General features: G+C 62.1%; 20 protein-coding genes. 9 read left to right on the top strand and 11 right to left on the bottom strand.

Translation table 11 applies throughout. From position 1 onward, the window contains the following. Window positions 1-51: 51 nt before the first annotated feature. The 10 genes from PFU01S_RS02345 to PFU01S_RS02390 all read right to left on the bottom strand — a co-directional run bounded on the left by PFU01S_RS02345 (window position 52) and on the right by PFU01S_RS02390 (window position 12,888). On the bottom strand, window positions 52-1,620 hold the full coding sequence (locus PFU01S_RS02345) for a SpoVR family protein (protein ID WP_027913624.1): 1,569 nt from the start codon (window positions 1,618-1,620) through the stop codon (window positions 52-54). Next, a complete protein-coding gene (locus PFU01S_RS02350) occupies window positions 1,617-2,888 on the bottom strand; it encodes a YeaH/YhbH family protein (RefSeq protein WP_028686621.1) in 1,272 nt (423 codons plus the stop codon). The genes PFU01S_RS02345 and PFU01S_RS02350 overlap by 4 nt, the downstream gene beginning before the upstream one ends. A gap of 138 nt (window positions 2,889-3,026) precedes the next feature. Further along, complete coding sequence (locus PFU01S_RS02355) at window positions 3,027-4,949, bottom strand: PrkA family serine protein kinase (protein ID WP_027913626.1); 1,923 nt, start codon at window positions 4,947-4,949, stop codon at window positions 3,027-3,029. Between the two features lie 282 nt (window positions 4,950-5,231). After that, on the bottom strand, window positions 5,232-5,561 hold the full coding sequence (glpE, locus tag PFU01S_RS02360; protein ID WP_023532468.1) for a thiosulfate sulfurtransferase GlpE: 330 nt from the start codon (window positions 5,559-5,561) through the stop codon (window positions 5,232-5,234). Then, window positions 5,558-6,442 (bottom strand): symmetrical bis(5'-nucleosyl)-tetraphosphatase, encoded by an 885-nt coding sequence (locus PFU01S_RS02365; RefSeq protein ID WP_028686620.1) that lies wholly within the window; start codon window positions 6,440-6,442, stop codon window positions 5,558-5,560. Before PFU01S_RS02365 ends, glpE begins: the two co-directional genes overlap by 4 nt. Beyond that, window positions 6,442-6,822 carry a Co2+/Mg2+ efflux facilitator ApaG/CorD gene (gene apaG / locus PFU01S_RS02370; protein WP_023532682.1) on the bottom strand — a complete coding sequence of 127 codons (381 nt, stop codon included), beginning with the start codon at window positions 6,820-6,822 and terminating at the stop codon, window positions 6,442-6,444. The genes PFU01S_RS02365 and apaG overlap by 1 nt, the downstream gene beginning before the upstream one ends. 172 nt (window positions 6,823-6,994) lie before the next feature. Next, entirely contained in the window at window positions 6,995-7,795 is an 801-nt protein-coding gene (gene rsmA / locus PFU01S_RS02375) for a 16S rRNA (adenine(1518)-N(6)/adenine(1519)-N(6))-dimethyltransferase RsmA (protein WP_028686619.1), read from the bottom strand. Next, window positions 7,792-8,781 carry a 4-hydroxythreonine-4-phosphate dehydrogenase PdxA gene (gene pdxA / locus PFU01S_RS02380; protein WP_027913629.1) on the bottom strand — a complete coding sequence of 330 codons (990 nt, stop codon included), beginning with the start codon at window positions 8,779-8,781 and terminating at the stop codon, window positions 7,792-7,794. Before pdxA ends, rsmA begins: the two co-directional genes overlap by 4 nt. Further along, window positions 8,778-10,097, bottom strand: coding sequence for a peptidylprolyl isomerase SurA (gene surA / locus PFU01S_RS02385; RefSeq protein ID WP_027913630.1), 1,320 nt, complete (start codon window positions 10,095-10,097; stop codon window positions 8,778-8,780). Before surA ends, pdxA begins: the two co-directional genes overlap by 4 nt. After that, window positions 10,078-12,888 carry an LPS-assembly protein LptD gene (locus PFU01S_RS02390; protein ID WP_027913631.1) on the bottom strand — a complete coding sequence of 937 codons (2,811 nt, stop codon included), beginning with the start codon at window positions 12,886-12,888 and terminating at the stop codon, window positions 10,078-10,080. Before PFU01S_RS02390 ends, surA begins: the two co-directional genes overlap by 20 nt. 130 nt (window positions 12,889-13,018) lie before the next feature. Here PFU01S_RS02390 and PFU01S_RS02395 point away from each other — a divergent pair, with 130 nt between their 5' ends. Genes PFU01S_RS02395 through djlA form a run of 3 tightly spaced genes read left to right on the top strand, consistent with a single transcriptional unit; the run spans window position 13,019 to window position 15,475 of the window. Then, window positions 13,019-14,038, top strand: coding sequence for an aminoglycoside phosphotransferase family protein (locus tag PFU01S_RS02395; RefSeq protein WP_028686618.1), 1,020 nt, complete (start codon window positions 13,019-13,021; stop codon window positions 14,036-14,038). Further along, entirely contained in the window at window positions 14,035-14,706 is a 672-nt protein-coding gene (gene murU, locus PFU01S_RS02400) for an N-acetylmuramate alpha-1-phosphate uridylyltransferase MurU (protein ID WP_027913633.1), read from the top strand. Before PFU01S_RS02395 ends, murU begins: the two co-directional genes overlap by 4 nt. Window position 14,707: 1 nt before the next feature. After that, on the top strand, window positions 14,708-15,475 hold the full coding sequence (djlA, locus tag PFU01S_RS02405; protein WP_027913634.1) for a co-chaperone DjlA: 768 nt from the start codon (window positions 14,708-14,710) through the stop codon (window positions 15,473-15,475). 42 nt (window positions 15,476-15,517) lie between these two features. Here djlA and PFU01S_RS02410 read toward each other — a convergent pair whose 3' ends face one another. Further along, entirely contained in the window at window positions 15,518-16,516 is a 999-nt protein-coding gene (locus PFU01S_RS02410; protein ID WP_028686617.1) for an alpha/beta hydrolase family protein, read from the bottom strand. A gap of 95 nt (window positions 16,517-16,611) precedes the next feature. On the opposite strand from PFU01S_RS02410, the gene PFU01S_RS02415 reads away from it, so the two are divergent. The 6 genes from PFU01S_RS02415 (at window position 16,612) to PFU01S_RS02440 (ending at window position 24,278) form a co-directional block, all read left to right on the top strand. Next, a complete protein-coding gene (locus PFU01S_RS02415) occupies window positions 16,612-19,014 on the top strand; it encodes a PAS domain-containing sensor histidine kinase (protein ID WP_028686616.1) in 2,403 nt (800 codons plus the stop codon). After that, a complete protein-coding gene (locus tag PFU01S_RS02420; protein WP_027913637.1) occupies window positions 19,011-19,640 on the top strand; it encodes a response regulator in 630 nt (209 codons plus the stop codon). The genes PFU01S_RS02415 and PFU01S_RS02420 overlap by 4 nt, the downstream gene beginning before the upstream one ends. Before the next feature lie 291 nt (window positions 19,641-19,931). After that, a complete protein-coding gene (locus tag PFU01S_RS02425; protein WP_027913638.1) occupies window positions 19,932-21,056 on the top strand; it encodes an ABC transporter ATP-binding protein in 1,125 nt (374 codons plus the stop codon). A gap of 40 nt (window positions 21,057-21,096) precedes the next feature. Next, window positions 21,097-22,131, top strand: coding sequence for an ABC transporter substrate-binding protein (locus PFU01S_RS02430; RefSeq protein ID WP_028686615.1), 1,035 nt, complete (start codon window positions 21,097-21,099; stop codon window positions 22,129-22,131). Between the two features lie 60 nt (window positions 22,132-22,191). Then, window positions 22,192-23,439, top strand: coding sequence for an ABC transporter permease (locus tag PFU01S_RS02435; RefSeq protein WP_028686614.1), 1,248 nt, complete (start codon window positions 22,192-22,194; stop codon window positions 23,437-23,439). Between the two features lie 11 nt (window positions 23,440-23,450). Then, a complete protein-coding gene (locus PFU01S_RS02440) occupies window positions 23,451-24,278 on the top strand; it encodes an ABC transporter permease (protein ID WP_023532438.1) in 828 nt (275 codons plus the stop codon). Window positions 24,279-24,307: the final 29 nt, after the last annotated feature.

Below are 24,307 nucleotides of genomic sequence, written 5' to 3' on the forward strand. Positions count from 1 at the left end.
TAACTCCCCCTGATTGCCGACAGCATAACCTGCCGGCCGCCAGGGGGCGCATCACAGGTGGTGAATGACCGCCATGTCCAGGCGTCCGTAGTCGGAGCCTTCGCCGTGCTCGCCACGGGGCGGCATATGATGGGTTTTCATCACCTGGTCGCCTTGCACGGTCTCTAGGTGAATATCGAACCCCCACAACCGATGCAGGTGTTTGAGCACCTCTTCGGTCGAACTCCCCAAGGGCTTGCGGTTGTGTTGCTGGTGACGAAGCGTCAGTGAGCGATCTCCGCGACGATCAACACTCCATATCTGCACGTTCGGCTCGCGATTGCCGAGGTTGTATTGGGCAGCCAGTTGTTCGCGGATGGTGCGATAACCCGCATCATCGTGTATGGCAGGCACGTACAGCTCGTCCCGCTGGTCATCGTCCAGGATGCTGAACAGTTTCAGATCACGCATCACCTTGGGCGACAGGTACTGAAGGATGAAACTCTCGTCCTTGAAGCTGCTCATGGCGAACTTGAGGGTCGAAAGCCAGTCGCTGCCGGCAATGTCGGGGAACCAATGGCGATCTTCCTCCGTGGGTGCCTCGCATATGCGCCGAATGTCGGTGTACATGGCAAAGCCCAGTGCGTATGGATTGATACCGTTGTAATAGGGGCTATCGAAACCTGGCTGGAAGACCACGCTGGTATGGGACTGAAGGAACTCCATCATGAAGCCTTCGGTGATCAGCCCCTCGTCATACAGATCGTTCATCAGCGTGTAGTGCCAGAAGGTCGCCCAGCCCTCGTTCATCACCTGTGTCTGGCGCTGCGGATAGAAATACTGGGCGATCTTGCGCACGATACGCACCACCTCGCGCTGCCAGGGTTCGAGCAGTGGCGCGTTCTTCTCGATGAAGTAGAGGATGTTTTCCTGGGGTTCGGCGGGGAAACGCATGTCGTCCCGCTCACTGGCCTTGTCGGCACTCTTGGGAATGGTGCGCCACAGGTCGTTGATCTGCCGTTGGAGGTGCTCCTCCCGGTCCTTCTGGCGGCGACGTTCTTCCTCGGCGGAAATGGGGTAGGGACGCTTGTAGCGGTCCACCCCGTAGTTCATCAGAGCGTGGCAAGAGTCGATGAGGTCTTCCACCGCATCGATCCCGTGACGTTCCTCGCACTGGGCGATGTACTGCTTGGCAAACACCAGGTAATCGATGATGGAGCTGGCATCGGTCCAGGTGCGGAACAGGTAATTGCCCTTGAAGAAACTGTTGTGCCCGTAGCAGGCATGAGCGATCACCAGGGCCTGCATGCACATGGTGTTCTCTTCCATGAGGTAGGCGATGCAGGGGTCGGAGTTGATGACGATTTCGTAGGCAAGCCCCATTTGCCCGCGGCTGTAGGATTTCTCGGTACTGAGGAACTGTTTGCCGTAGGACCAGTGGTGATAACCCAGCGGCATGCCGACCGAGGCGTAGGCATCCATCATCTGCTCGGCGGTGATCACCTCGATCTGGTTGGGGTAGGTGTCCAGGGCGTAACGTTCGGCCAGGCGGCCGATTTCCCGGTCGTAGGTCCGGATCAGGTCGAACGTCCACTCTGAGCCGGTGGAGATGGGCTGGCGTCTCTGTGCTCTGGCGGTCATGTGGCTAACCTGCGCTGGAAGAGTTCACGGAAGACCGGGTAGATATCGCCGGCCGATACCAATTGCTGCTGCGCGAACGTGTCGGGGAAGGCATCGCCGATACGTTCGTACTCGTACCAGAGCGCCTGATGTTCACGTGGGGTGATTTCCACGTAAGTGTAGTACTGAACGTGCGGCATGATCTGCCGGGTGAGGATGTCGCGGCAGATGGGTGAGTCGTCGTTCCAGTTGTCGCCGTCCGAGGCCTGGGCCGCGTAGATGTTCCAGTCACTGGCCGGGTAGCGTTCGGCCATGATTTCCTGCATCAGCTTCAAGGCACTGGAAACGATGGTGCCGCCGGTTTCGCGACTGTAGAAGAACTCCTCCTCATCCACTTCGCGCGCGCTGGTATGGTGCCGTATGAACACGACTTCGATCCGGTCGTAGTTACGCTTGAGGAACAGATACAGCAGGATGAAGAAGCGCTTGGCAATGTCCTTGGTGGCCTGGGTCATCGAACCCGAGACGTCCATCAGGCAGAACATGACGGCCTTTGAACTGGGGTTCGGTTGTTTCACCAGCAAGTTGTACTTGAGGTCGAAGGTGTCGAGGAAGGGCAGACGGTTGATACGCGCCTTCAACCGCTCGATCTCCTGCTCGATTTCCTGGATGTCGGTGAAGTTGTCAGGCTCCTCGACGCGCAGGCGGGCAAGTTCTTTCTGGGCTTCGCGAAGCAGGGCACGGCTGCTGCCGGTCAATGCGATCCGCCGGGCATGGGCCGAGCGCAGTGTACGTACGATATTGATGCGTGACGGGTTACCCTCGCTTGCGATACCTGCGCGCACGTTCTTGAAGGTATCTGCACCCGTCAGGTGACGCTTGACCAGGTTTGGCAATTCCAGGTCCTCGAACATGAACTCGAGGAACTCCTCCTGGGTGATCTGGAAAACGAAGTCGTCCATGCCGTCACCGGCGTTGCCGGCCTTGCCACGGCCACTGCCGCCACCACCACCCTGCGGACGGGGAATATGCTCGCCGGCGGTGAATTCCTTGTTACCCGGGTGTACGACGGTCTGCTTGCCGCCACGGCCATGGTGCAGCACCGGCTCGTCGATATCACGGCCAGGGATGCTGATCTGTTCGCCGTGCTCCATATCTGTGATGGAACGGCGACTGACCGCTTCTTCAACGGCCTTCTTGATGTGATCACGGTACCTGCGCAAAAAGCGCTGGCGGTTGACCGTGCTCTTGTTCTTGCCATTCAGGCGTCGGTCGATAACGTAGCTCATGGTTCCTCCTGCGGGGAGCAGCTGCAAGCCATAAGCTTCAAGCTGCAAGAAAGAGCAGCCGCCGCAGCTGCGGGCACTGGCGCCGAACGGGTGCCCGGCGCCGGCCAGCGTGAAGCCTGCGGCTTGTCGCTTGCCGCTTTATTGCGATTTCCTGACCCGCAGGTACCATTCCGACAGCAGACGCACCTGCTTGTCGGTGTAGCCACGCTCCACCATGCGCGTGACGAAGTCGTTGTGTTTCTGTTGATCCTCTTTGCTGGCCTTGGCGTTGAAGCTGATGACGGGCAGCAAGTCTTCGGTGTTGGAGAACATTTTCTTCTCGATCACCACCCGCAGCTTCTCGTAGCTGAGCCAGCTTGGGTTCTTGCCATTGTTGTTGGCACGGGCGCGCAGTACGAAGTTGACGATCTCGTTGCGGAAATCTTTGGGGTTGCTGATACCCGCCGGTTTCTCGATCTTCTCCAGCTCTTCGTTCAGGGCGATGCGGTTGAGAATCTCGCCGGTTTCCGGGTCGCGGTATTCCTGGTCCTGGATCCAGAAGTCGGCATACAGCACATAACGGTCGAAGATGTTCTGGCCGTACTCGCTGTAGGACTCCAGATAAGCCGTCTGGATTTCCTTGCCGATGAACTCGATGTACCGGGGGGCGAGGTATTCTTTCAGGTAGCGCAGGTAGCGTTCGCGTACCTCGGCCGGGAATTGTTCCTGCTCGATCTGCTGTTCAAGCACGTACAGCAGGTGCACCGGGTTGGCCGCCACCTCATGGGGGTCGAAGTTGAACACCTTAGACAGGATCTTGAAGGCGAAGCGGGTCGACAGGCCGTTCATGCCTTCATCGACGCCGGCCGAGTCGCGGTATTCCTGGATGGACTTGGCTTTGGGATCGGTGTCCTTGAGGTTTTCACCGTCATACACCCGCATCTTCGAATAGATGTTGGAGTTGTCAGGCTCCTTGAGGCGCGAAAGGACGGTGAACTGAGCCAGCATTTTCAACGTGTCCGGGGCACAGTGGGCCTTGGACAGCGAACTGTTGACCAACAACTTGTCGTAGATACGGATCTCGTCGCTGACCCGCAGGCAGTACGGTACCTTCACGATGTAGATACGGTCGATGAAGGCTTCGTTGTTCTTGTTGTTACGGAAGGTGTGCCATTCGGATTCGTTGGAGTGCGCCAGCAGGATCCCGGAATAGGGGATGGCGCCCAAACCTTCCGTACTGTTGTAGTTGCCTTCCTGGGTGGCGGTCAGCAGTGGGTGGAGCACCTTGATGGGCGCCTTGAACATCTCGACGAATTCCATCAGGCCCTGGTTGGCGCGGCAAAGCGCGCCTGAATAGCTGTAGGCGTCGGCGTCGTTCTGCGGGAATTCTTCGAGCTTGCGGATATCCACCTTGCCCACGAGCGCAGAGATGTCCTGGTTGTTCTCGTCGCCAGGCTCGGTCTTGGCGATGGCAATCTGGTTGAGGATGGACGGATAGAGCTTGACCACCTTGAACTTGCTGATATCGCCGCCGAATTCCTGCAAGCGCTTGGTGGCCCACGGCGACATGATGGTGTTCAGGTAGCGCCGCGAGATGCCGTATTCTTCCTCGAGGATGGCCCCGTCTTCAGTGGCGTTGAACAACCCTAGCGGTGATTCGAAGACCGGCGACCCCTTGATGGCGTAGAAAGGCACCCGTTCCATGAGTTGCTTGAGCTTTTCGGCCAGGGAGGATTTGCCGCCACCCACGGGGCCGAGCAGGTACAGAATCTGTTTCTTCTCTTCCAGGCCTTGGGCGGCATGGCGGAAGTACGACACGATCTGGTCGATGCACTCTTCCATGCCATGGAAGTCGGCAAAGGCCGGGTAGCGCCGGATGACCTTGTTGGAAAAGATGCGCGACAGCCTGGAGTTGGTAGAGGTGTCGATCAGCTCTGGCTCACCGATGGCCAGCAACAGGCGCTCGGATGCCGATGCGTAGGCGCTACGATCCTCCTTGCACAGTTCCAGGTACTCCTGCAGCGAGAGTTCTTCCTGGCGCGTGGACTCGAAGCGTTGTTGGAAGTGGCTAAAAATACTCATGACGTCACCTCGCTCGATACGTTGAGACGACGCCGGATCAGTCAGCTGATGCTGGCATGCAAGCGGCACTGCCGATTGCCATATACCCCCCAAACACCCTATAGCGCTACCGATGACCCGCACGCCGGTGTACCGGCTCTCCCCTTTTTCCGGATGGCCTGCGCTTAAGGATAGTTGGTAATCGGCAAGGTCAAGGGCGTGGGTGACGGAAGTTGCCAGCGACCGTTCGTCAGAACGGTCTCAAGCCCGCACATGGCGCGGGCTGCAGTGACGATGAAAAATTTATTCTTCAGTGCCTTGGGCGGTTTCGGCAGGGTAGGTGGAGCGCCACAGCTCAAAGCCACCATCGACGCTGTAGACGTCGGAAAAGCCTTGCCCTACCAGGTAGGCAGCCGCGCTTTGGCTCGAATTGCCGTGGTAGCAGACGACCAGCGTCGGTGCGTCCAGGTCGGCATTGCGAATGAAGTCGGCGACCGAATGGTTGTCCAGGTGGCGGGCACCGGTGATGTGACCTGCTGCGTAAGCCTGCGGGTCACGAATGTCGACCACGACGGCACCTTGCGCACGCAGGGCCAGGGCCTGTTCGGGGGGGATGCGCTTGAATTCGCTCATGGGGTTGGCTCTGTTCCGGGTTGATCGTTGAGGGTTGAAGTTGGCGCCGCAGGGCGCAGTGTGCCGTCATCGGCACAATCGCAATGGTGGTACTGGCCGTTATCGACGTTGTACAAGGTCATGGACCCGCCCCATACGCAGCCAGTGTCCAGCGCGATGACGCCGGGTTCCTTGACCTGGCCCTGCAAGGCGGCCCAATGCCCGAATATGATCTTCACGTGGCGAGAACGCCGGCCTTTGTGGGCGAACCAGGGCTTGTACCCTTTGGGTGCGCTGTCCAGCCCTTCCTTGCTCTTGAATTCGAGTTTGCCTTCTGCGGTGCAGAAGCGCATGCGCGTCAGGTAATTGGTAATGACCCGCAGGCGTTCGACACCCGCCAAGTTCTTGCTCCACTTGGCGGGCTCGTTGCCATACATGCCGTCCAGGTACAGCGGCAGACGGCTGTCATCGCGCAGTACTTCTTCGACTTCGCCAGCCAGCTCCAGGGCTTTGCCCAGTGTCCATTGCGGCGGAATGCCCGCGTGTACCAAGGCGATGCCGCGCGGTTCATCGTAATGCAGCAGCTTTTGCTGGCGCAGCCAGTCGAGCAGCTGGTCGGCGTCAGGTGCCTCGATGATTTCACGCAGCGTGTCGCTCTTCTTGAGGCGTTCGACGTTGCGCCAGGCCGCAAGCAAGTGCAGATCATGGTTGCCCAGCACGCAGGTCAGCGATTGGCGAATCGAATACAGGTAGCGCAGCGTCTCAAGCGACTCAGGCCCACGGTTCACCAGGTCGCCAACCAGCCACAGCTTATCCACCGCCGGGTCGAAGCGCACACGTTCAAGCAGGCATTTGAGCGGCTGCAGGCAACCTTGCAAGTCACCGACGGCGTACGTGGCCATCAGTGCAGCGCCCCAGGTACTGCCAGGCGGAACGGCGCGATCTGTGCGTCGAAGCGCTTGCCGTCTTCGGCGAACATCTCGTAGCTCCCCTGCATGGTTCCCACGCGGGTGGTGATGACGGCGCCACTGCTGTAGGTGTGGCTCTGGCCCGGCTCGATCGTAGGTTGTTGACCAACCACGCCAGAGCCTTGCACCTCTTCGACCTCACCATCACCGTTGGTGATCAGCCAGTGCCGGGACAGCAGCCTGGCTTTGAGCGAGCCATGGTTATGGATGGTGATGGTATAGGCGAAAGCGAAACGGCTGCTCTCGGGGTCGGATTGTTCTTTGAGGTAACGGGTCACGACGCTGACGTCGATCTGATAGCGAGGGTCGGTCATGCAAGGGCCTTGGGGAACTGACGCAATGATGCAGTCTAGGCCATAGGGAGGGGAGAGGGCCAGCGGCGCGATGGGCACGTGCGCTGGCGGACTGACCCGCAAGCAGGCGCCGGGCATCGGGGCGGCGATCTGCTTGCAGGTGCTGACTGCGTTCAGCGGGGCAGGGGGACGGTCAGGCCGTCTGATCAGCCAACTGGTCGGCCAGGCGCACGAAAGCCGCCAGGTCCAGTTGCTCGGGGCGCAGGCTACCATCCACCCCAGCGGCCTCGATGGCGGCGCTGTCGAGCAAGCCTTTAAGGGTATTGCGCAGGGTCTTGCGACGTTGGTTGAACGCATCGCGCACCACCCGCTCAAGCAACTGCGGGTCCTTGGCCGGATGAGGCAGCACGTCGTGCGGCACCAGCCGGACGATGGCCGAGTCCACTTTCGGCGGCGGGTTGAACGCGCCGGGCCCTACGTTGAACAAGTGTTCGACGCGGCAGTGGTACTGGACCATGATCGACAGCCGACCCCAATCACCGCCCCCAGGCCCTGCGGCCATGCGCTCGACCACTTCCTTCTGCAGCATGAAGTGCATGTCGCGGATCAGGCCGGCGTGGCTGAGCAGGTGGAAGATCAGCGGGGTGGAGATGTTGTAGGGCAGGTTGCCCACCACCTTGAGGCTACGTGCCGGTACCCCCAGCTGGTTGAAGTCGAACTTCAGGGCGTCGCCTTGGTGCAGGCGGAAATTGCCGCTGCCTGCAAACTTGTGCTGCAGGATCGGCACCAGGTCCTTGTCCAGCTCCACTACATCCAGTTGCGCGCCGCTGCCCAGCAGGCCTTCGGTCAATGCGCCCTGGCCGGGGCCGATTTCAAGCAAATGCTCGCCTGGCTTGGCATTGATGGCACGCAGGATGCGGTCGATGATGCCTGCATCGTGCAGGAAGTTCTGCCCGAAACGCTTGCGCGCCCGGTGTTGGTATTGCTCGTTCATGGTCGGTTCTCGGCCATCTGGTAGGCGGTGTCCAGGGCAACGCGCAGGCTGCCGGTATCGACCTTGCCGGTGCCGGCCAGGTCCAGGGCCGTGCCATGATCAACCGAGGTACGGATGATCGGCAGGCCCAGCGTGACATTGACCGCAGCGCCGAAGCCCTTGTACTTGAGGACGGGGAGCCCTTGGTCGTGGTACATCGCCAGCACCGCGTCGCAGTGCTCCAGATATTTGGGGGTAAACAGGGTATCGGCCGGCAGTGGCCCGCGCAGGTCCATGCCTTCGGCACGTAGACGGGTCAGGGTAGGCTCGATGATGTCGATTTCCTCGCGGCCCAGATGGCCACCTTCGCCCGCATGGGGGTTCAGGCCGCATACCAGGATGCGAGGGTTGGCGATGCCGAATTTGTCGCGCATGTCGGCATGCAGAATGCGTGTCACGCGCTCGATGCGCTCGGCAGTAATGGCCTCGGCGATGTCACGCAGCGGCAGGTGGGTGGTGACCAGGGCGACGCGCAGGCCGTGGGTGGCCAGCATCATTACCACTTGGGCGGTATGGGTCAGCTCAGCCAGAAATTCGGTATGCCCCGAAAAAGGAATACCGCTTTCATTGATGACGCCCTTGTGCACGGGCGCTGTGATCATGCCGTCGAAATGGCCGTCCAGGCAGCCTTGTCCGGCACGGGTCAAGGTCTGCAACACGAATGGCGCATTGGCCTGGTCCAGCTGACCAGCCACCACTGGGGCAGACAGCGGCGTGTCCCACACATACAGGCTGCCGGCGGGTGCCGGTTGGCTCGGCCATTGCCCTGGCATGACAGACAGCAAGCTAACGTCCAGCCCCAGCTGGGTGGCCCGCTCGGCGAGCAGGTCACGGCTGGAGATGGCAATCAGAGGGTGGGGCTGGGCGTCGGCAGCGAGCAGCAGGCATAGGTCAGGCCCTATCCCCGCCGGCTCGCCGGGTGTGACGGCGAAGCGCAGGGGCTTCACTGAGCAGCCTGGTCAGCGCCAGGCAGCTTGATTTCAACGTAGGCTTCGTCGCGGATCTGGCGCAGCCAGGTCTGCAGCTCTTCGTCGTACTTGCGGTTGCGCAGCACACTCAGGGCTTGCTGTTCACGGGCCTGTTCGGTGCTGTCGGTAGCGCGGCGGCCCAGCACTTCCATCACGTGCCAGCCATATTGGGTCTTGAACGGCTTGGTCACCACGCCTTGCTGGGCGTTGGCCATCTGCTCGCGGAACTCCGGCACCAGGGTGTTCGGGTCTACCCAGTTGAGGTCACCGCCGTTGAGCGCCGAGCCCGGATCTTCCGAGAAGCTCTTGGCCAGGGTGGCAAAGTCTTCACCGTTTTCGATGCGCTCGTAGATCTTTTCAGCCAGTTGCTGAGTGGCGGCTTCGCTGCGCACTTCACTTGGCTTGATCAGGATGTGGCGCACGTGCACCTCATCGCGCAGCACGTTCTCGCTGCCACCACGCTTTTCCTCAAGCTTGAGGATGATGAAGCCGTTGGGGATGCGAATGGGCTGGGTAATTTCACCCACCGGCATGCTGCTCAGCATCTTGGCAAAGTCCGGAGGCAGTTGACCAGCTTTGCGCCAGCCCATCTCGCCGCCTTCGAGCGCGTTCTCACTGGCCGAGTTGGCGATTGCCATCTGACCGAAGTCCGCACCTTGCTTGAGCTGCTGGTAGACATCGCCCACTTTGCGCGCAGCCTTCTGGATGTCGCTGGAGTTGGCCGCTTCCGGGGTTGGGATCAGGATGTTGGCCAGGCGGTATTCTTCGGACATCTGCATCTTGCCCATGTCCGAATTCAGGAAGTTCTTCACTTCCTGCTCCGACACCTGGATGCGCTCGGCCACCCGGCGTTGACGCACGCGGCTGATGATCATCTCGCGCTTGACCTGCTCGCGAGCATCGTCGAACGACAGGCCGTCATGGGCCAGGGCCGCGCGGAACTGGTCGATGGACATGCCGTTGCGCTGGGCAATGGTGCCGATCGCCTGGTTCAGCTCCTCGTCGGTGATGCGGATGCCCGAGCGCTCGCCGATCTGCAGCTGCAGGTTTTCGACGATCAGGCGTTCCAGCACCTGCTGCTGCAGGGCGCCGCTGGGCGGCACGCTGCCGCCGCGCTTGGCGATGGTCTGCTGAACTTCCCGCACGCGCTGGTCCAGTTGGCTTTGCATGACCACGTCGTTGTCGACGATGGCCACCACCCGATCAAGCGGTTGCACCGCGGCATGCACCGCGCCACTCAGCAAAGCGACGCCCAGCAGCACTGGGCGCAGTCGATCAATAAGCTTGTTCTTCACGTTCACGGTAACCTTGAATGCCTTGGCCGAGGAAGGATTCGACCTTGTTGCCAACGACGCCGCCGAGGCCCTTGAGAACGACCTGCAGGAATACACCATGGTCGCCTTTTTCGTTCTGCGGCAGTGCCTGGCTGAAGTCGTCGAAGTCGAGCCAGTAACGGTTGATCAAGCGCAGCTTCCAGCAGCAGTTGTCGTACTCGAAACCGCCCATGGCTTCCAGGGTGCGGTTACGGTTGTAGTCATGCTGCCAGCGAGCGATGACGCTCCACTGCGGGACGATCGGCCAGATGACCGAGAAGTCGTGCTGCTGGATCTTGTAGTAGTCCTTGATGTAGTTCGGGCTACCCGGGGTGCCGTAGTCGCCACCACCCACTTTCCACGTACCGGTGGCCGAGTCGTAGGCGATGGTGTCGTTACGGTAGCGATAACCGAGGTTGACGATCTTGTTCGGGTTGTCTTCAGGCTGGTAGTGGAACATTGCACTGCCCGAGCGGGTGCTGTGACTGTCCGGGTCCCAGTTGAAGTCCGAATTGAAGCGCCAGTCGCGGTTGAAGTAGTAGTTGTACACCAGCGCGTACGGCGAGACGTCCGACTGCGAGTCCTGGCGGTCACGGTAGTCGAGGCCCGGCAACTGGACCTTGCGGTCCTTGAAGTAGTAGGCCTGGCCGATGCTGAAGTTCTGGCGCTCGAAGCCATTGTCTTCGATCCAGCGGGTGGTCACGCCCAGCGAGAGCTTGTTCTCGTCGCCGATGCGGTCGCTACCGCTGAAGCGGTTGTCACGGAACAGCGAGTCATAGCTGAACAGCGTCTCACCGGTGTCGAACAGCGGGATGTCCTTCTGATCCTTGTAGGGAACGTTCAGGTAGTACAGGCGCGGCTCGAGGGTCTGCTTGTAGTTGTTGCCGAACAGCGAGGTGTTGCGGTCGAAGTACAGGCCGCTGTCCACGCTGAAGATCGGGACGCTGCGGTTGACCGAGCTGCTGTAGCTGCCATAGGCACCAGGGTTGGCGTTGGCAAGGCGAACAGCGTCAGCCTTGCCTTGGCTATCGAGGTCAAGATCGTACTGGGTGTAGGCATACTTCAGCTTCGGCGTCAGGTAGCCATAGCTGGCCTGCATGGGGTAGCTGATCGATGGCGCTACGTTGAGGCGCGTGCCGTTGGCCCGTTCGATACCCTGGATGTTCTGGTCCAGACGACGACCGTCGGCGCCAGCGGTGAGATCCAGATTACCGTCCTTGTCGAACACCGGGCCGTTCTTCAGGTCACGATCGAAGCGCGCCGCTTCGGTTTCGTAGGCCATGGTCAGGCCGCCCGGCTGGTACGGCAGCACACCGTTGAGGGTGATCTGCGGCAGGCGGTCGTAAGGCGTGATCTGCGAGATGGTCGCTGCCTCGTAGGCATGCACGTTCAACCGCGCGGTGTAGCTGTCGCCGCGATAGGTCAGGGCGCCCTGCTGATCGAGGAAGTCCTTGTTCTCGACGCCGATCTGGTCCGACTCAAGGTCCTGGAAGTAGAACGGGTCGCTGATGTCGGTGTAGTTCACCTCGGTCATCAGGCGCTCGTTCAGGCCACCCTTGTGCTGCCAGTTGACCATGTAGCGCTGGTCTTTGTAGTCGGTCTGGTCCTTGCGCTCGTCGCTCTTGTCGTTGAGGTAGGCGCCGCCGAACTGGCCTTCGCTCGAAGGCGTCAGGTAGCGGAACTCGCCTTCCATCAACAGGCCACGCTTGGTCATGTAGCGCGGGTACAACGTGGCGTCGTAGTTGGGCGCCAGGTTGAAGTAGTACGGGGTGACCAGCATGAAGCCAGTGTCGCTGCTGGTGCTGAACGACGGCGGCAGGAAGCCGGACTGGCGGCGGTCGTCGATCGGGAAGTAGATGTACGGTGTGTAGAACACCGGGAAATCCTTGACCCGCAGCGTGACGTTGGTGGCAGTGCCGAACCCGGTGGCCGGGTTGAGGGTGATGTTGTTGCCCTTGAGCTGCCAGGCGTTGCTGCCCGGTTCGCAGGTGGTGTACGTACCGTCCTTGAGGCGGATGATGGCGTTCTCACCGCGCTTGGCGTACAGGGCACTGCCGCGAATGTGCGACTTGTGCATCACGTATTCGGCGTTGTCGACCTGGGCTTCGCCGGTGTCGAGCTGGATCTGCGCCTGGTCACCGACGACCAGCGAGCCGTTGTCACGGATCTTGACGTTGCCCTTGAGCTCGCCACGGTTCTCGGCCTGATACAGGTTGGCCTCGTCGGCCTGGGCCTGCATGCTGCCCTGGCGCATGACCACGTCACCGGCCAGGGTCGCAATCTGCTGCTCCTGTTGGTACTTGGATACCTTGGCGTTGATGTAGGTCGGCGACTCGTCCTTGGGCGTGGTGTCCGCCATGCCGGGGCGCAGCGGCTCGACATAGGCACCGCCGCAGTACGGGCCGGTTTCGGCCAGCTGCGCGGCGGTCAGCTTGTCACGCGGGACCCAGTCCAGGTGGCTGTAGTCCTCGCTGCGCGACTTCAGCCCACGGCCCTTGGCCTCGGTGACCAGCATCGGCCGGTCGGCCTCGGCTTCACCCGTCGCTTCGGTGCCGGTACCGCCAGCAGCGGCGGCACCCTCGTGCACCGGGCGCGGTGGCAGGTTGGTGACGGCGGTTTTGGGCTTGCAGTCCCAACCACCGGAGGCGGACACTTGGCAGTCGAATTGTTCGGCTGCCATGACGTGCGACATGGCCAGAGGTTGCAGGGCCAGCAGACTGCCGGTGACGAGCAACGGAAACTTTCTACGAAACGCGGGGGATTTCAATGCCATCTTATTAGTCCGGGCTTCCTGCGTGCCATCTGCCCGCGTGTGGGGCCGCACGCCTCTCGATGGTCTGAAAAAGATGCTGGATAATAAAGCATGACCCGCTTGACGGCTAGGGCCGTCGGAGACCCTTGTAATGCCTGAACACGATGTACGCCTGCAGCAACTGTCCGCGTGGCTCGACCAGCAACTCCAAGACCTTTTCCTGCGCCAGGCTTGGGGCCCGGTGCCGGCCGGCGGCCTGACGCCTGCCAGCAGCGATGCGAGCTTTCGCCGTTATTTTCGCTGGGAAGGCGCAGGGCACAGTTTCGTGATCATGGATGCACCGCCGCCACAGGAAGATTGCCGACCGTTCGTCGCCATCGATCACCTGCTTGCCGGTGGTGGTGTGCATGTGCCGCTGATCCATGGCCAGGACCTTGAACGCGGTTTCCTGTTGCTGGGCGACCTGGGCCGCCAGACCTACCTGGATGTCATCGACGCCGACAATGCCGATGCCCTGTTCGCCGATGCCATCGATGCCCTGCTGGCCTTGCAGGCGCTGCCCATGGATGCACCGTTGCCCCGCTATGACGAAGCACTGCTGCGCCGGGAGGTGGAACTGTTCCCCCAGTGGTACGTGAAGCATGCGCTTGGCCTGGCGTTCGACGAGGCGCAGGCAGCGGCGTGGCAGCGATGCAGCCAGTTGCTGATCGACAGCGCCCTGGCCCAGCCGCAGGTGCTGGTACACCGCGACTTCATGCCGCGCAACCTGATGCAGAGCGACCCTAACCCCGGCGTGCTGGATTTCCAGGATGCCGTTTACGGCCCGGTCACCTACGACATCACCTGCCTGTTCAAGGATGCGTTCCTCAGTTGGCCGCAAGCGAGGGTCGAAGGTTGGCTGCACGACTATTGGCACAAGGCCAAGGCCGCCGGTGTTCCAGTGCAGGCCACGTTCGAAGCCTTCCAGCGTGCCAGCGACTTGATGGGGGTACAGCGCCACCTGAAGGTGATCGGTATCTTCGCCCGTATCTGCCACCGTGATGGCAAACCGCGTTATCTGGCCGACGTACCGCGCTTCTTCGCCTATATAGAAGAAGTGATCGGCCGGCGGCCGGAGCTTGCCGAGCTGGGCGAGCTGATCGCTGGCCTGCAAGCAGGAGCGCGTGCATGAAGGCGATGATTCTGGCAGCAGGCAAAGGCGAGCGCATGCGCCCGCTGACCCTGCACACGCCCAAGCCGCTGATACCGCTGGCGGGGCGCCCGCTGATCGAATACCACCTGATGGCGCTTGCGGCGACAGGGGTCACCGACGTGGTGATCAACCACGCCTGGCTGGGTCAGCAGATCGAGGACCACCTGGGCGATGGCAGCCGTTACGGCCTGCGTATCGCCTATTCCCCGGAAGGCGAGCCGCTGGAGACCGGAGGCGGTATTTTCAAGGCCTTGCCCTTGCTGGGAGATGCGCCGTTCCTGCTGATCAACGGTGATATCTGGACCGAGTACGATTTCTCCCATCTACAGGCGCCGCTGCAAGGGTTGGCTCACCTGGTGCTGGTGGACAACCCCGGGCATCACGGCCTAGGCGATTTTCGCCTGGCCGGCACTCAGGTGGTCGATGGGGACGGTGCACCCGGCACGTTGACCTTCAGCGGTATCTCGGTGTTGCATCCGGCGTTGTTCGAAGGCTGCACACCTGGCGCCTTCAAGTTGGCGCCCTTGCTGCGCCAGGCCATGGCCAGCGGCCAGGTGAGCGGTGAGCATTTTGCCGGGCACTGGGTCGATGTGGGTACCGTGGAGCGCCTGGCCGAGGCCGAGCGTCTGCTGGGCGAGCAGCGCTGAGATGTGGTGGCCAGGCACGTTGATCGGGGCTGGGGCAGGGTTTGCCATCGCCAGCATTCCGGGTGCCCTGCTCGGTGCACTGCTGGGGCAGATGATGGACCGTCACCTGCGCCTGCAAGGCTGGGACGATGTGCGCGAGCGGTTAGGCGGGCGTCCGGCGCCAAGGGACGAAGAATTGCTGTTTGTGCTGCTGGGGCGCCTGGCCAAAAGCGATGGGCGTGTGGTCGAGCAGCATATCCAGCAGGCTCGGCAGGAAATGGCCCGGCTGAACCTGGATGAAGCGGCCAGGTTGCGGGCGATCGATGCTTTCAATCGGGGCAAGGGTGGCAAGGAACGGTTGGGCAGCTATCTGCGCCGGATCCGCCAGCAGCCTCATGCGGCCGAAGGCACCTTGCGCGCCAGCTGGCGCATGGTCTGGGCCGACGGCAAGATGGGCAACAAGGAGCGTGAGCTGCTGCTGGACTGGGGACACAAACTGGGCATGAGCCGGCGCCAGGTGCAGGCCATGTCCCAGGAGTACGAACCTCGTCGAACGGCTGGCATGGCAGGGGTCGGCATGACCTATGCGGCAGCGATGCGCCTGCTTGGCGTGGACACCGATACCGACGGCGCACTTGTCAAACAGGCTTATCGCCGACTGGTCAGTCGTCATCACCCGGACAAGCTGGCCGGCACTGGCGCCAGCGAGGCGCAGCTGCGCGAAGCCACCGAGCGAACTCGCGAGCTGCACCAGGCCTACGCGCTGATCCGTAAGCGCCGGGATCTCTAGCCGGCACCGAGCGCCGGCAGTGATCCTGCCCTGCCTGCGAAATCAGGGCTGCATCCAGCCCCGCACGCGACGAAACAACTGTTCCTGGTCGGCGGCCTGATTGCCCGGCATGGCGATCAGGGACAACTGGCGGTATTGACTGTCTTTCTGCCGCTTGCTGGCCTGCAGGCGCTGCATCGCAGCGTTACGGTCTGCGCTGCGGGTCACGTAGTAGATGTCGGCCGTGGGCACTTTCAGGGTAGGCGTCAGGCTTTCCAGGTCATGCTCGACGCGGGCAGGGGTCTGGGCGGCCACCATGACCAGCTTCTGCACCTCTGGCGGCTGCTTTTCGCTCAGGTAACGGGCTGCCCAGTAGGCGCCGCTGCCATGACCGATCAACACGATACTGCGAGCATTGTGTTGCTGGGCGAACGCGACGGCGGCGTCCAGGCGGGCGAAAATGCGCTCGGCATCGGCAGGGTCGGCCTGCTGGCTGGCGGCTTCGGCGTCGGTGCCTTGAGCCGCTTCGGGCTCGGCAGCGGTGGCTTGCGCCACGTTGGCGTTGGCGTCGGCAGGTTCGTCCTTGGCAGGCGCCGTTTGCCCATCGGCCTGAGCAGGCGCGGTGGCAGGCTTGGTTTCCACACGTGCCAATGGGCTGTCGAGCAGCAGGTCAGGCAGGCTCACGCTCAGGCTGTGCCAGCCCACATCCGGAAATTTCTGGCGCAGCGGGCCCACGGCGTTGGGCCAGTCTGCCGTTTCGCCAGCACCCGGCACGATGATCACCGCGCCCTGTGGGTCGCTGTCGTTGGCGGCCTTCCACAACGCAAGGAAACTGTCAGTACCGGCTTGCAGGGTTTGCTGCTCGGCCTTGGGCACGCGGCGTTCGAGTGCCTGGGCGTCCTCCTGGCTGCGCTCGAGCAGGGGCGGGCGCGAGGGCGCAGCTTCGGTGGCTGCCGGCGCTTTCTCAGGCGGGGTCGCCGGTGCGTCGTCAGCCAGCGCAGCCACAGGAAGGAGCGAGACCAGGCAGCACATTGCCAGCGTCGTGCGATAGAGTGTGAACATGTCTCAACCCAAGGCAAGAATGATACCGGCAGCGTAATGGTATTTGCCCGTTACGGCCACGGTCGATGGCCGCCCCTATGTGGACGAACGTGTAGATGAAGCGATTGCATCGCCTGTTGATGATCGGCTGCCTGTGGCTGCCGCTGATGGCCGTGGCAAGGCCTGAGGCGGTGCCAGAGGTCGCGCTGGAGCCGACGCAGCAACAGTGGCTCGACACCCACCGCAGCCTGCGCGTTGGGTTGGTACTGCAAGCCCCCTATGCCCAGTTCGACCGCCGCCTGCAGCAACTGTACGGCGCTAACGTGGAGCTGGTGAGCAGCTTGGCCAAGGTGCTGCATCTGGACCTCACGTGGCGCCATTATCCAGACCAGGCCAGTCTCGAACGGGCCTTGCAGGCAGGGGAGATCGACTTCGCACCAGGCTTGACTCAGACACCGGCCACGTTGCGCCTGTGGTTGTTCAGCGACCCCTACATGCGCGTGCCGCAGCTGATCGTTGGGCCACGCAACGCGGCGCTGGGCGTTGAGCTGGAGAAACTGGACGCAGCCCAGCGCGTGGCCGTGCGCATGCCAGGGGCACTGGCCAACTACCTGCGTGCCAACTACGGCAACCTGAACCTGCAGGGAGTGCCGAACGACCGTGAAGCCTTGCAACTGGTGGTCGGAGGGCAGGCCAGCTATGCCGTCCTGGACGAGGCCCAACTGAGTCGCCTGTCCCGTGAAAGCGAGTTCAGCGAACTGGCGGTCGTGGGGGATATCGGCCTGCCGCAACTGCTGCGCATGGGTTCTCGGCCAGACTGGCCACGGTTGGCCGAGGTGTTGGAGCGTGGCTTGCAGGCATTGCCGGCCAAGGAACTGGAACAGCTGCATCAGCGCTGGTTGCAGCCCAGGTACTCCAGGATCAGCGAGTCGCCAGGGTTCTGGCAAAACCTGGCCTTGTTGCTGGGGCTGTTGCTGATCTGCGCATTGATCACCTTGGTATGGCAGCGCCGCCAGCAGAGTCAGCTGGAGCGCAGCCTGTTGGCCACCCGTGAGCGACTGGTAGAGCGGCATGCGCGCGATGAAGCCTCGCGCCTGAGTCAGTTCGCCATCGATCAGAGCACCGTGGGTATTCTGTGGGTCAATTGGGACAGCCATGTGCGCTATGCCAACCCGGCCGCTGAGCGCATGCTGGGCTATGGCGAAGGCGCCTTGCTGGAAAGGCCTTTGGGAGACTTCGAACCCTCGCTGAGCATGGAACGCTGGCTGGACCTGTGGAAAGGCGCGCGTTCAGGCGACAGCGGTGCCGGGCAGTTCGAAACCCGATGCCTGCGTGCTGACGGTTGCCTGCTGCCGGTGGAGCTGTCATTGAGTTTCCTGCGATTTCGCGATGCCGAATACCTGGTGGTGTACATGGCTGATGTCACCGAGCGCCATCGCGCCACGGCTGCCTTGCGCGAAAGCGAGGCACGCCTCAAGGGGATCGCTGGCAACGTGCCAGGGTTGGTGTTTCGCCTGGAGCGGGACCCGGCTGAAAAGGGGCTTGAATTTCCCTATGTCAGCGAGGGGAGTGAGGCATTGGTGGGTTATACGCCTGGCGAGATCCAGCACCCACAGATGGGGCTGCGCAACCTGGTGCACCCCGACGACCGCGCCGATTATCACCGGGTGCAGGACCTGGCGCTGGCCAATGAGCAGGACTGGGCCTGGCAGAGGCGCATCCTGACGCGTCAGGGCGAGCAACGCTGGGCCGACATCAAGGCCAGCACCCGGCGCCTGGGTAATGGCCAACTGGTCTGGGATGGGGTGGTCTGGGACATCACCCAGGGCAAGCGCGCCGAGCAGGCCCTGGCCCGTTCCCAGGAGCAACTGCGCGAACTTTCGGCGCACCTGGAAAGCGTGCGCGAGGAGGAAAAAGCCCGAATCGCCCGCGAGGTGCACGATGAGTTGGGCCAGATGCTGACCGTGCTCAAACTCGAAGTGTCCATGTGCGAACTGGCCTTTGCCGAACTGGACCCCGGCCTCAATGAGCGGCTGACGACCATGAAGCGTCTGATCAGCCAGCTGTTTCAGCTGGTACGCGATGTCGCCACCGCGCTGCGCCCGCCCATTCTGGATGCGGGGATTGCCTCGGCCATCGAGTGGCAAGCCCGACGCTTCGAGGCGCGCACCCAGATTCCTTGCCTGGTGCAGGTTCCTGACCAGCTGCCGGCATTGAGCGACGCCCGGGCAACGGGCCTTTTCCGTATCCTTCAGGAAGCGCTCACCAATGTGATGCGCCACGCCCAGGCGCACAGCGTGGAAATCGAGCTGGTGCGCGAGGCCGGGCATTTGCGCATGACGGTCAGTGATGACGGGCAGGGTTTCTGCCCCGACCAGCCGCGCCCCAGCTCCTTTGGCCTGGTCGGGATGCGCGAGCGGGTATTGATGATGGGCGGCAGCATGGTGCTGCACAGTGAGCCCGGCGACGGCACGCGCTTGAGCGTAGCCATTGCCCTAGAGCAGGAGGAGCGAACGTGATTCGAGTGCTGGTGGCCGAGGACCACACCATTGTCCGGGAGGGGATCAAGCAGTTGATCGGGCTGGCGAAGGACATGCAGGTGGTAGGGGAAGCCGCAAACGGCGAGCAGTTGCTCGATAGCCTGCGGCACATCCGGTGTGACGTGGTGCTGCTGGATATTTCTATGCCGGGCGTGAGTGGCCTGGAAGCGATCCCGCGCATCCGTGCCCTGCACGATGCGCCTGCGATCCTGATGCTGTCGATGCACGATGAGGCGCAGATGGCGGCCCGCGCCCTGAAGGCCGGCGCGGCTGGGTACGCGACCAAGGACAGCGACCCGGCCTTGTTGCTGGCGGCGATACGTCGGGTAGCTGGGGGCGGGCGTTACATCGATCCGGCGCTGGCCGACCGCATGGTCTTCGAAGTGGGCCTGACCGAATCCAGGCCGTTGCACACCTTGCTGTCGGAACGAGAATTTTCGGTGTTCGAACGCCTGGCCCAGGGCGCCAACGTCAATGACATCGCCCAGCAACTGGCGTTATCGAGCAAGACCATCAGCACCCACAAGGCGCGCTTGATGCAGAAGCTGAAAGTGAATTCGCTGGCCGAGCTGGTCAAGTATGCGATGGAGCACAAGCTGATCTGATTGCGACATTCAGGGCCGTGCCATCGCTGTCGTGAGCCGGTGCGTAGACCAAGGCTGCCGGCACGCACGCAGCGCCGGCGCTTGCATGGGCGCGGTCGTGCGCTCAAGGACTGACGGTCGAACGCCTCAAACTGTGTGGGCTTGTGTTCTGAAAGCGCCATGCTTGTAGGGCGTTCCCTACAACAAATCTTCCATCCGGACGATGGCATTCTCTCTGGGCGCCCGATTTCCGGGGGGATGCGGCTCTTCTACGCTTTGCCTCAAGCAGTCATCCAACAATAAGGTGCAGGCATGAGTGAGGCGAAGTCGAACGCTGCCACCGGCGAAACGCTGGTCAGCTTCCGTGGTGTGCAGAAGAGCTACGACGGCGAGTCGCTGATCGTCAAGAACCTCAACCTCGACATCCGCAAGGGCGAGTTCCTCACCCTGCTAGGGCCTTCCGGGTCCGGCAAGACCACCAGCCTGATGATGCTGGCCGGCTTCGAAACCCCCACAGCCGGGGAAATTCAGCTGGCCGGTCGCTCCATCAACAATGTGCCCCCGCACAAGCGCGATATCGGCATGGTGTTCCAGAACTACGCCTTGTTCCCGCACATGACCGTGGCCGAGAACCTCGCCTTTCCGCTGACCGTGCGCAACCTGAGCAAGACCGATATCACCGAGCGGGTCAAACGGGTATTGAACATGGTTCAGCTCGACAGCTTCGCCAAGCGCTATCCGGGCCAATTGTCCGGTGGGCAGCAACAGCGCGTGGCCCTGGCGCGGGCGCTGGTGTTCGAGCCGCAGCTGGTGTTGATGGACGAGCCACTGGGCGCGCTGGACAAGCAACTGCGCGAACACATGCAGATGGAGATCAAGCACATCCACCAGCGCCTGGGCGTGACCGTGGTGTACGTGACCCACGATCAGGGCGAAGCGCTGACCATGTCCGATCGGGTGGCGGTGTTCCACCAAGGGGAAATTCAGCAGATTGCCGATCCTCGCACCTTGTATGAGGCGCCCAGCAACACGTTCGTCGCCAACTTCATCGGTGAGAACAACCGCCTCAACGGCACCTTGCTGAGCCATGACGGTAACCGCTGCCAGGTGCAGCTGGCGCGTGGCGAGCGGGTCGAAGCCTTGGCGGTCAACGTGGGCCAGCCAGGCGAAGCGGTGACCCTGTCGATCCGCCCGGAGCGGGTACGGCTCAACGGCCACAGTGAGCACTGCGCCAACCGCTTTTCCGGCCGTGTGGCCGAATTCATCTACCTGGGCGACCACGTGCGCGTCCGCCTGGAGGTGTGTGGCAAGGCCGACTTCTTCGTGAAGCAGCCCATCGCCGAACTCGACCCGGCCTTGGCCGTAGGCGATGTGGTGCCACTGGGTTGGGAAGTGGAGCACGCCCGTGCACTGGATCCGATCACCGAAGCCCATTGATGGTTTGCAGCACCAACCCTGAACTGTGGAGAGAATAATAATGCGCAAGCAGTTGAAACTGACCGCCCTGGCCCTGGGGCTGTTCGCCGCTGGCCAGAGCATGGCTGCGGACCTGACCGTGGTCTCGTTCGGCGGCGCCAACAAGGCCGCCCAGGTCAAGGCGTTCTACGAGCCGTGGGAAAAGGGCGGCAAGGGCAAGATCGTCGCCGGTGAGTACAACGGTGAAATGGCCAAGGTCAAGGCCATGGTCGACACCAAGAGCGTCTCCTGGAACCTGGTCGAGGTGGAATCACCCGAACTGGCCCGAGGCTGCGACGAGGGCATGTTCGAAGAGCTCGACCCTGCGCTGTTTGGCAATGAGGCCGACTACGTGCCAGGCGCGATCCAGCCTTGTGGTGTTGGCTTCTTCGTCTGGTCGACGGTGCTGGCCTACAACGCCGACAAGCTCAAGACCGCCCCGAGCAGCTGGGCTGATTTCTGGGACACCGAGAAATTCCCAGGCAAACGCGGCCTGCGCAAAGGTGCCAAGTACACCCTGGAATTCGCTTTGATGGCCGATGGTGTGGCGCCCAAGGACGTGTACAAGGTGCTGGGCACCAAAGAGGGCGTGGACCGCGCCTTCAAGAAGCTCGACCAGCTCAAGCCGAGCATCCAGTGGTGGGAAGCCGGCGCCCAGCCGCCGCAGTACCTTGCCTCGGGCGACGTGGTCATGAGTTCGGCCTACAACGGGCGCATCGCTGCGGTGCAGAAGGAGAGCAACCTGAAGGTGGTGTGGAACGGCGGCATCTATGACTTCGATGCCTGGGCCATTCCCAAGGGCGCCAAGAACAGCGACGAGGCGAAAAAATTCATCGCCTTCAGCGTGCAGCCTGAACAGCAGAAGATCTATTCCGAAAACATCGCCTATGGCCCGGCCAACAGCAAGGCGGTCGACCTGCTGTCCGAAGAGGTCAAGAAAGACATGCCGACCACGCCTGAGAACATCGCCAACCAGGTGCAGATCGACGTGGCGTTCTGGGCGGACAACAGCGAGCAACTGGAGCAACGTTTCAACGCCTGGGCGGCGAAGAAGTAAACGTCCAGTGCAAGGGGCTGCGCTGCGGCCCCTCTTTCAGTGTGTATCGTGGAGTTCGCCATGGCCATTGCAGTGCCCCTCAACGAAGGCGCCGGTCCCAATCTCAAACAGCGCCTTAAACACGCCGAGCGGGTCAACCGCTGGAAGGCCCAGGCGCTGATCGCGCCCCTGGCGCTGTTTTTGCTGCTGGTGTTTCTGGTGCCGATCGCAGCCTTGTTGTACAAGAGCGTCGGTAACCCGGAAGTGGTCGCCGGCTTGCCGCGCACGGTCGATATCATCACTCAGTGGGATGGCAAGGGCTTGCCTGGCGAGGACGTCTACAGGGCGTTGAGCCAGGACTTGGCCGAATCGCGCAAGAACCAGACCCTGGGTGACCTGTCCAAGCGCTTGAACATGGAGCTGGCCGGCTACCGCAGCCTGTTGGCCAAGACCGCGCGGGCGCTGCCCTTCAAGACCGAGCCTGCCTCCTACAAGGACGGCTTGCAGGCGCTGGACGAGCGCTGGGGCGACCCCGCCTATTGGCAGGCGATTCGCCGCAATACCAGTACCCTGACACCCTTCTACCTGCTGGCGTCGCTGGACCACCGCATCGACGACCTGGGCGAGTTGGCCAAGGCCACGCCGGACCAGGCTATCTACCTGGACATTTTCACCCGCACCCTGTGGATGGGCGTGGTGATCACCGCCATCTGCCTGGTGCTGGCCTATCCGCTGGCTTACCTGCTGGCCAACCTGCCGACACGCCAGAGCAACCTGTTGATGATCCTGGTTTTGCTGCCGTTCTGGACCTCGATTCTGGTACGGGTGGCAGCCTGGATCGTGCTGCTGCAGTCAGGCGGGCTGATCAACAGCGCGCTGATGGCCATGGGCATCATCGATCAGCCGCTGGAGCTGGTCTTCAACCGTACCGGCGTGTACATCTCGATGGTGCACATCCTGCTGCCGTTCATGATCCTGCCGTTGTACAGCGTGATGAAAGGCATCTCCCCGAGCTACATGCGCGCGGCCATCTCGCTGGGCTGCCATCCCTTCGCGAGCTTCTGGCGGGTGTACTTCCCGCAGACCTATGCCGGGGTAGGGGCAGGGTGCTTGCTGGTGTTCATTCTGGCCATCGGCTACTACATCACCCCGGCGCTGCTTGGCAGCCCGAACGACCAGATGGTCAGTTATTTCGTGGCGTTCTACACCAATACCAGCATCAACTGGGGCATGGCCACCGCGCTGGGCGGTCTACTGCTGCTGGCCACCGTGCTGCTGTACCTGATCTATAGCTGGCTGGTCGGCGCCAGCCGCCTGCGTCTGAGCTGAGGAGCCTTGTCATGCTGAGCCCTTACATGTCGCCCATCGAGCGGGTCTGGTTCTACAGCCTGCGCATTCTCTGCGGCCTGATATTGCTGTTTCTGATCTTGCCGGTGCTGGTGATCGTGCCCCTGTCGTTCAACAGCGGCAGCTTCCTGGTCTACCCCCTGCAAGGCTTCTCGCTGCAGTGGTACCAGGACTTCTTCGGCTCGGCCGAGTGGATGCGGGCCTTGAAGAACAGCATCATCGTAGCTCCGGCGGCGACCGTGCTGGCCATGGTCTTCGGAACGCTGGCGGCCATCGGGCTGACCCGCGGTGACTTCCCCGGCAAGTCCCTGGTAATGGCCCTGGTGATATCACCGATGGTGGTGCCGGTGGTGATCATTGGCGTGGCCAGCTACCTGTTCTTCGCGCCTCTGGGCCTTGGCAACAGTTTCACCTCGTTGATTCTGGTGCACGCGGTGTTGGGTGTCCCGTTTGTCATCATCACCGTGTCGGCGACGCTGCAGGGCTTCAACTACAACCTGGTGCGCGCGGCTGCCAGCCTGGGTGCTTCGCCGCTGCTGGCGTTTCGCAGGGTGACCTTGCCGCTGATCGCACCAGGGGTGATTTCCGGGGCCTTGTTTGCGTTCGCCACATCCTTCGACGAGGTGGTGGTGACCTTGTTCCTGGCCGGGCCAGAGCAGGCGACCCTGCCACGGCAGATGTTCAGTGGCATTCGCGAGAACCTGAGCCCGACCATCGCGGCTGCGGCAACCCTGCTGATCGGTTTTTCGGTGGTGCTGCTGCTGACCTTGGAATGGCTGCGGGGGCGCAGCGAGAAGCTGCGGACCCAGCAACCGGCCTGACAGCGCTGTCTGCGCTGGCTTGTCAGCCC

The sequence above is a fragment of the Pseudomonas fulva NBRC 16637 = DSM 17717 genome (assembly GCF_000730565.1).
Taxonomy (GTDB): domain Bacteria; phylum Pseudomonadota; class Gammaproteobacteria; order Pseudomonadales; family Pseudomonadaceae; genus Aquipseudomonas; species Aquipseudomonas fulva.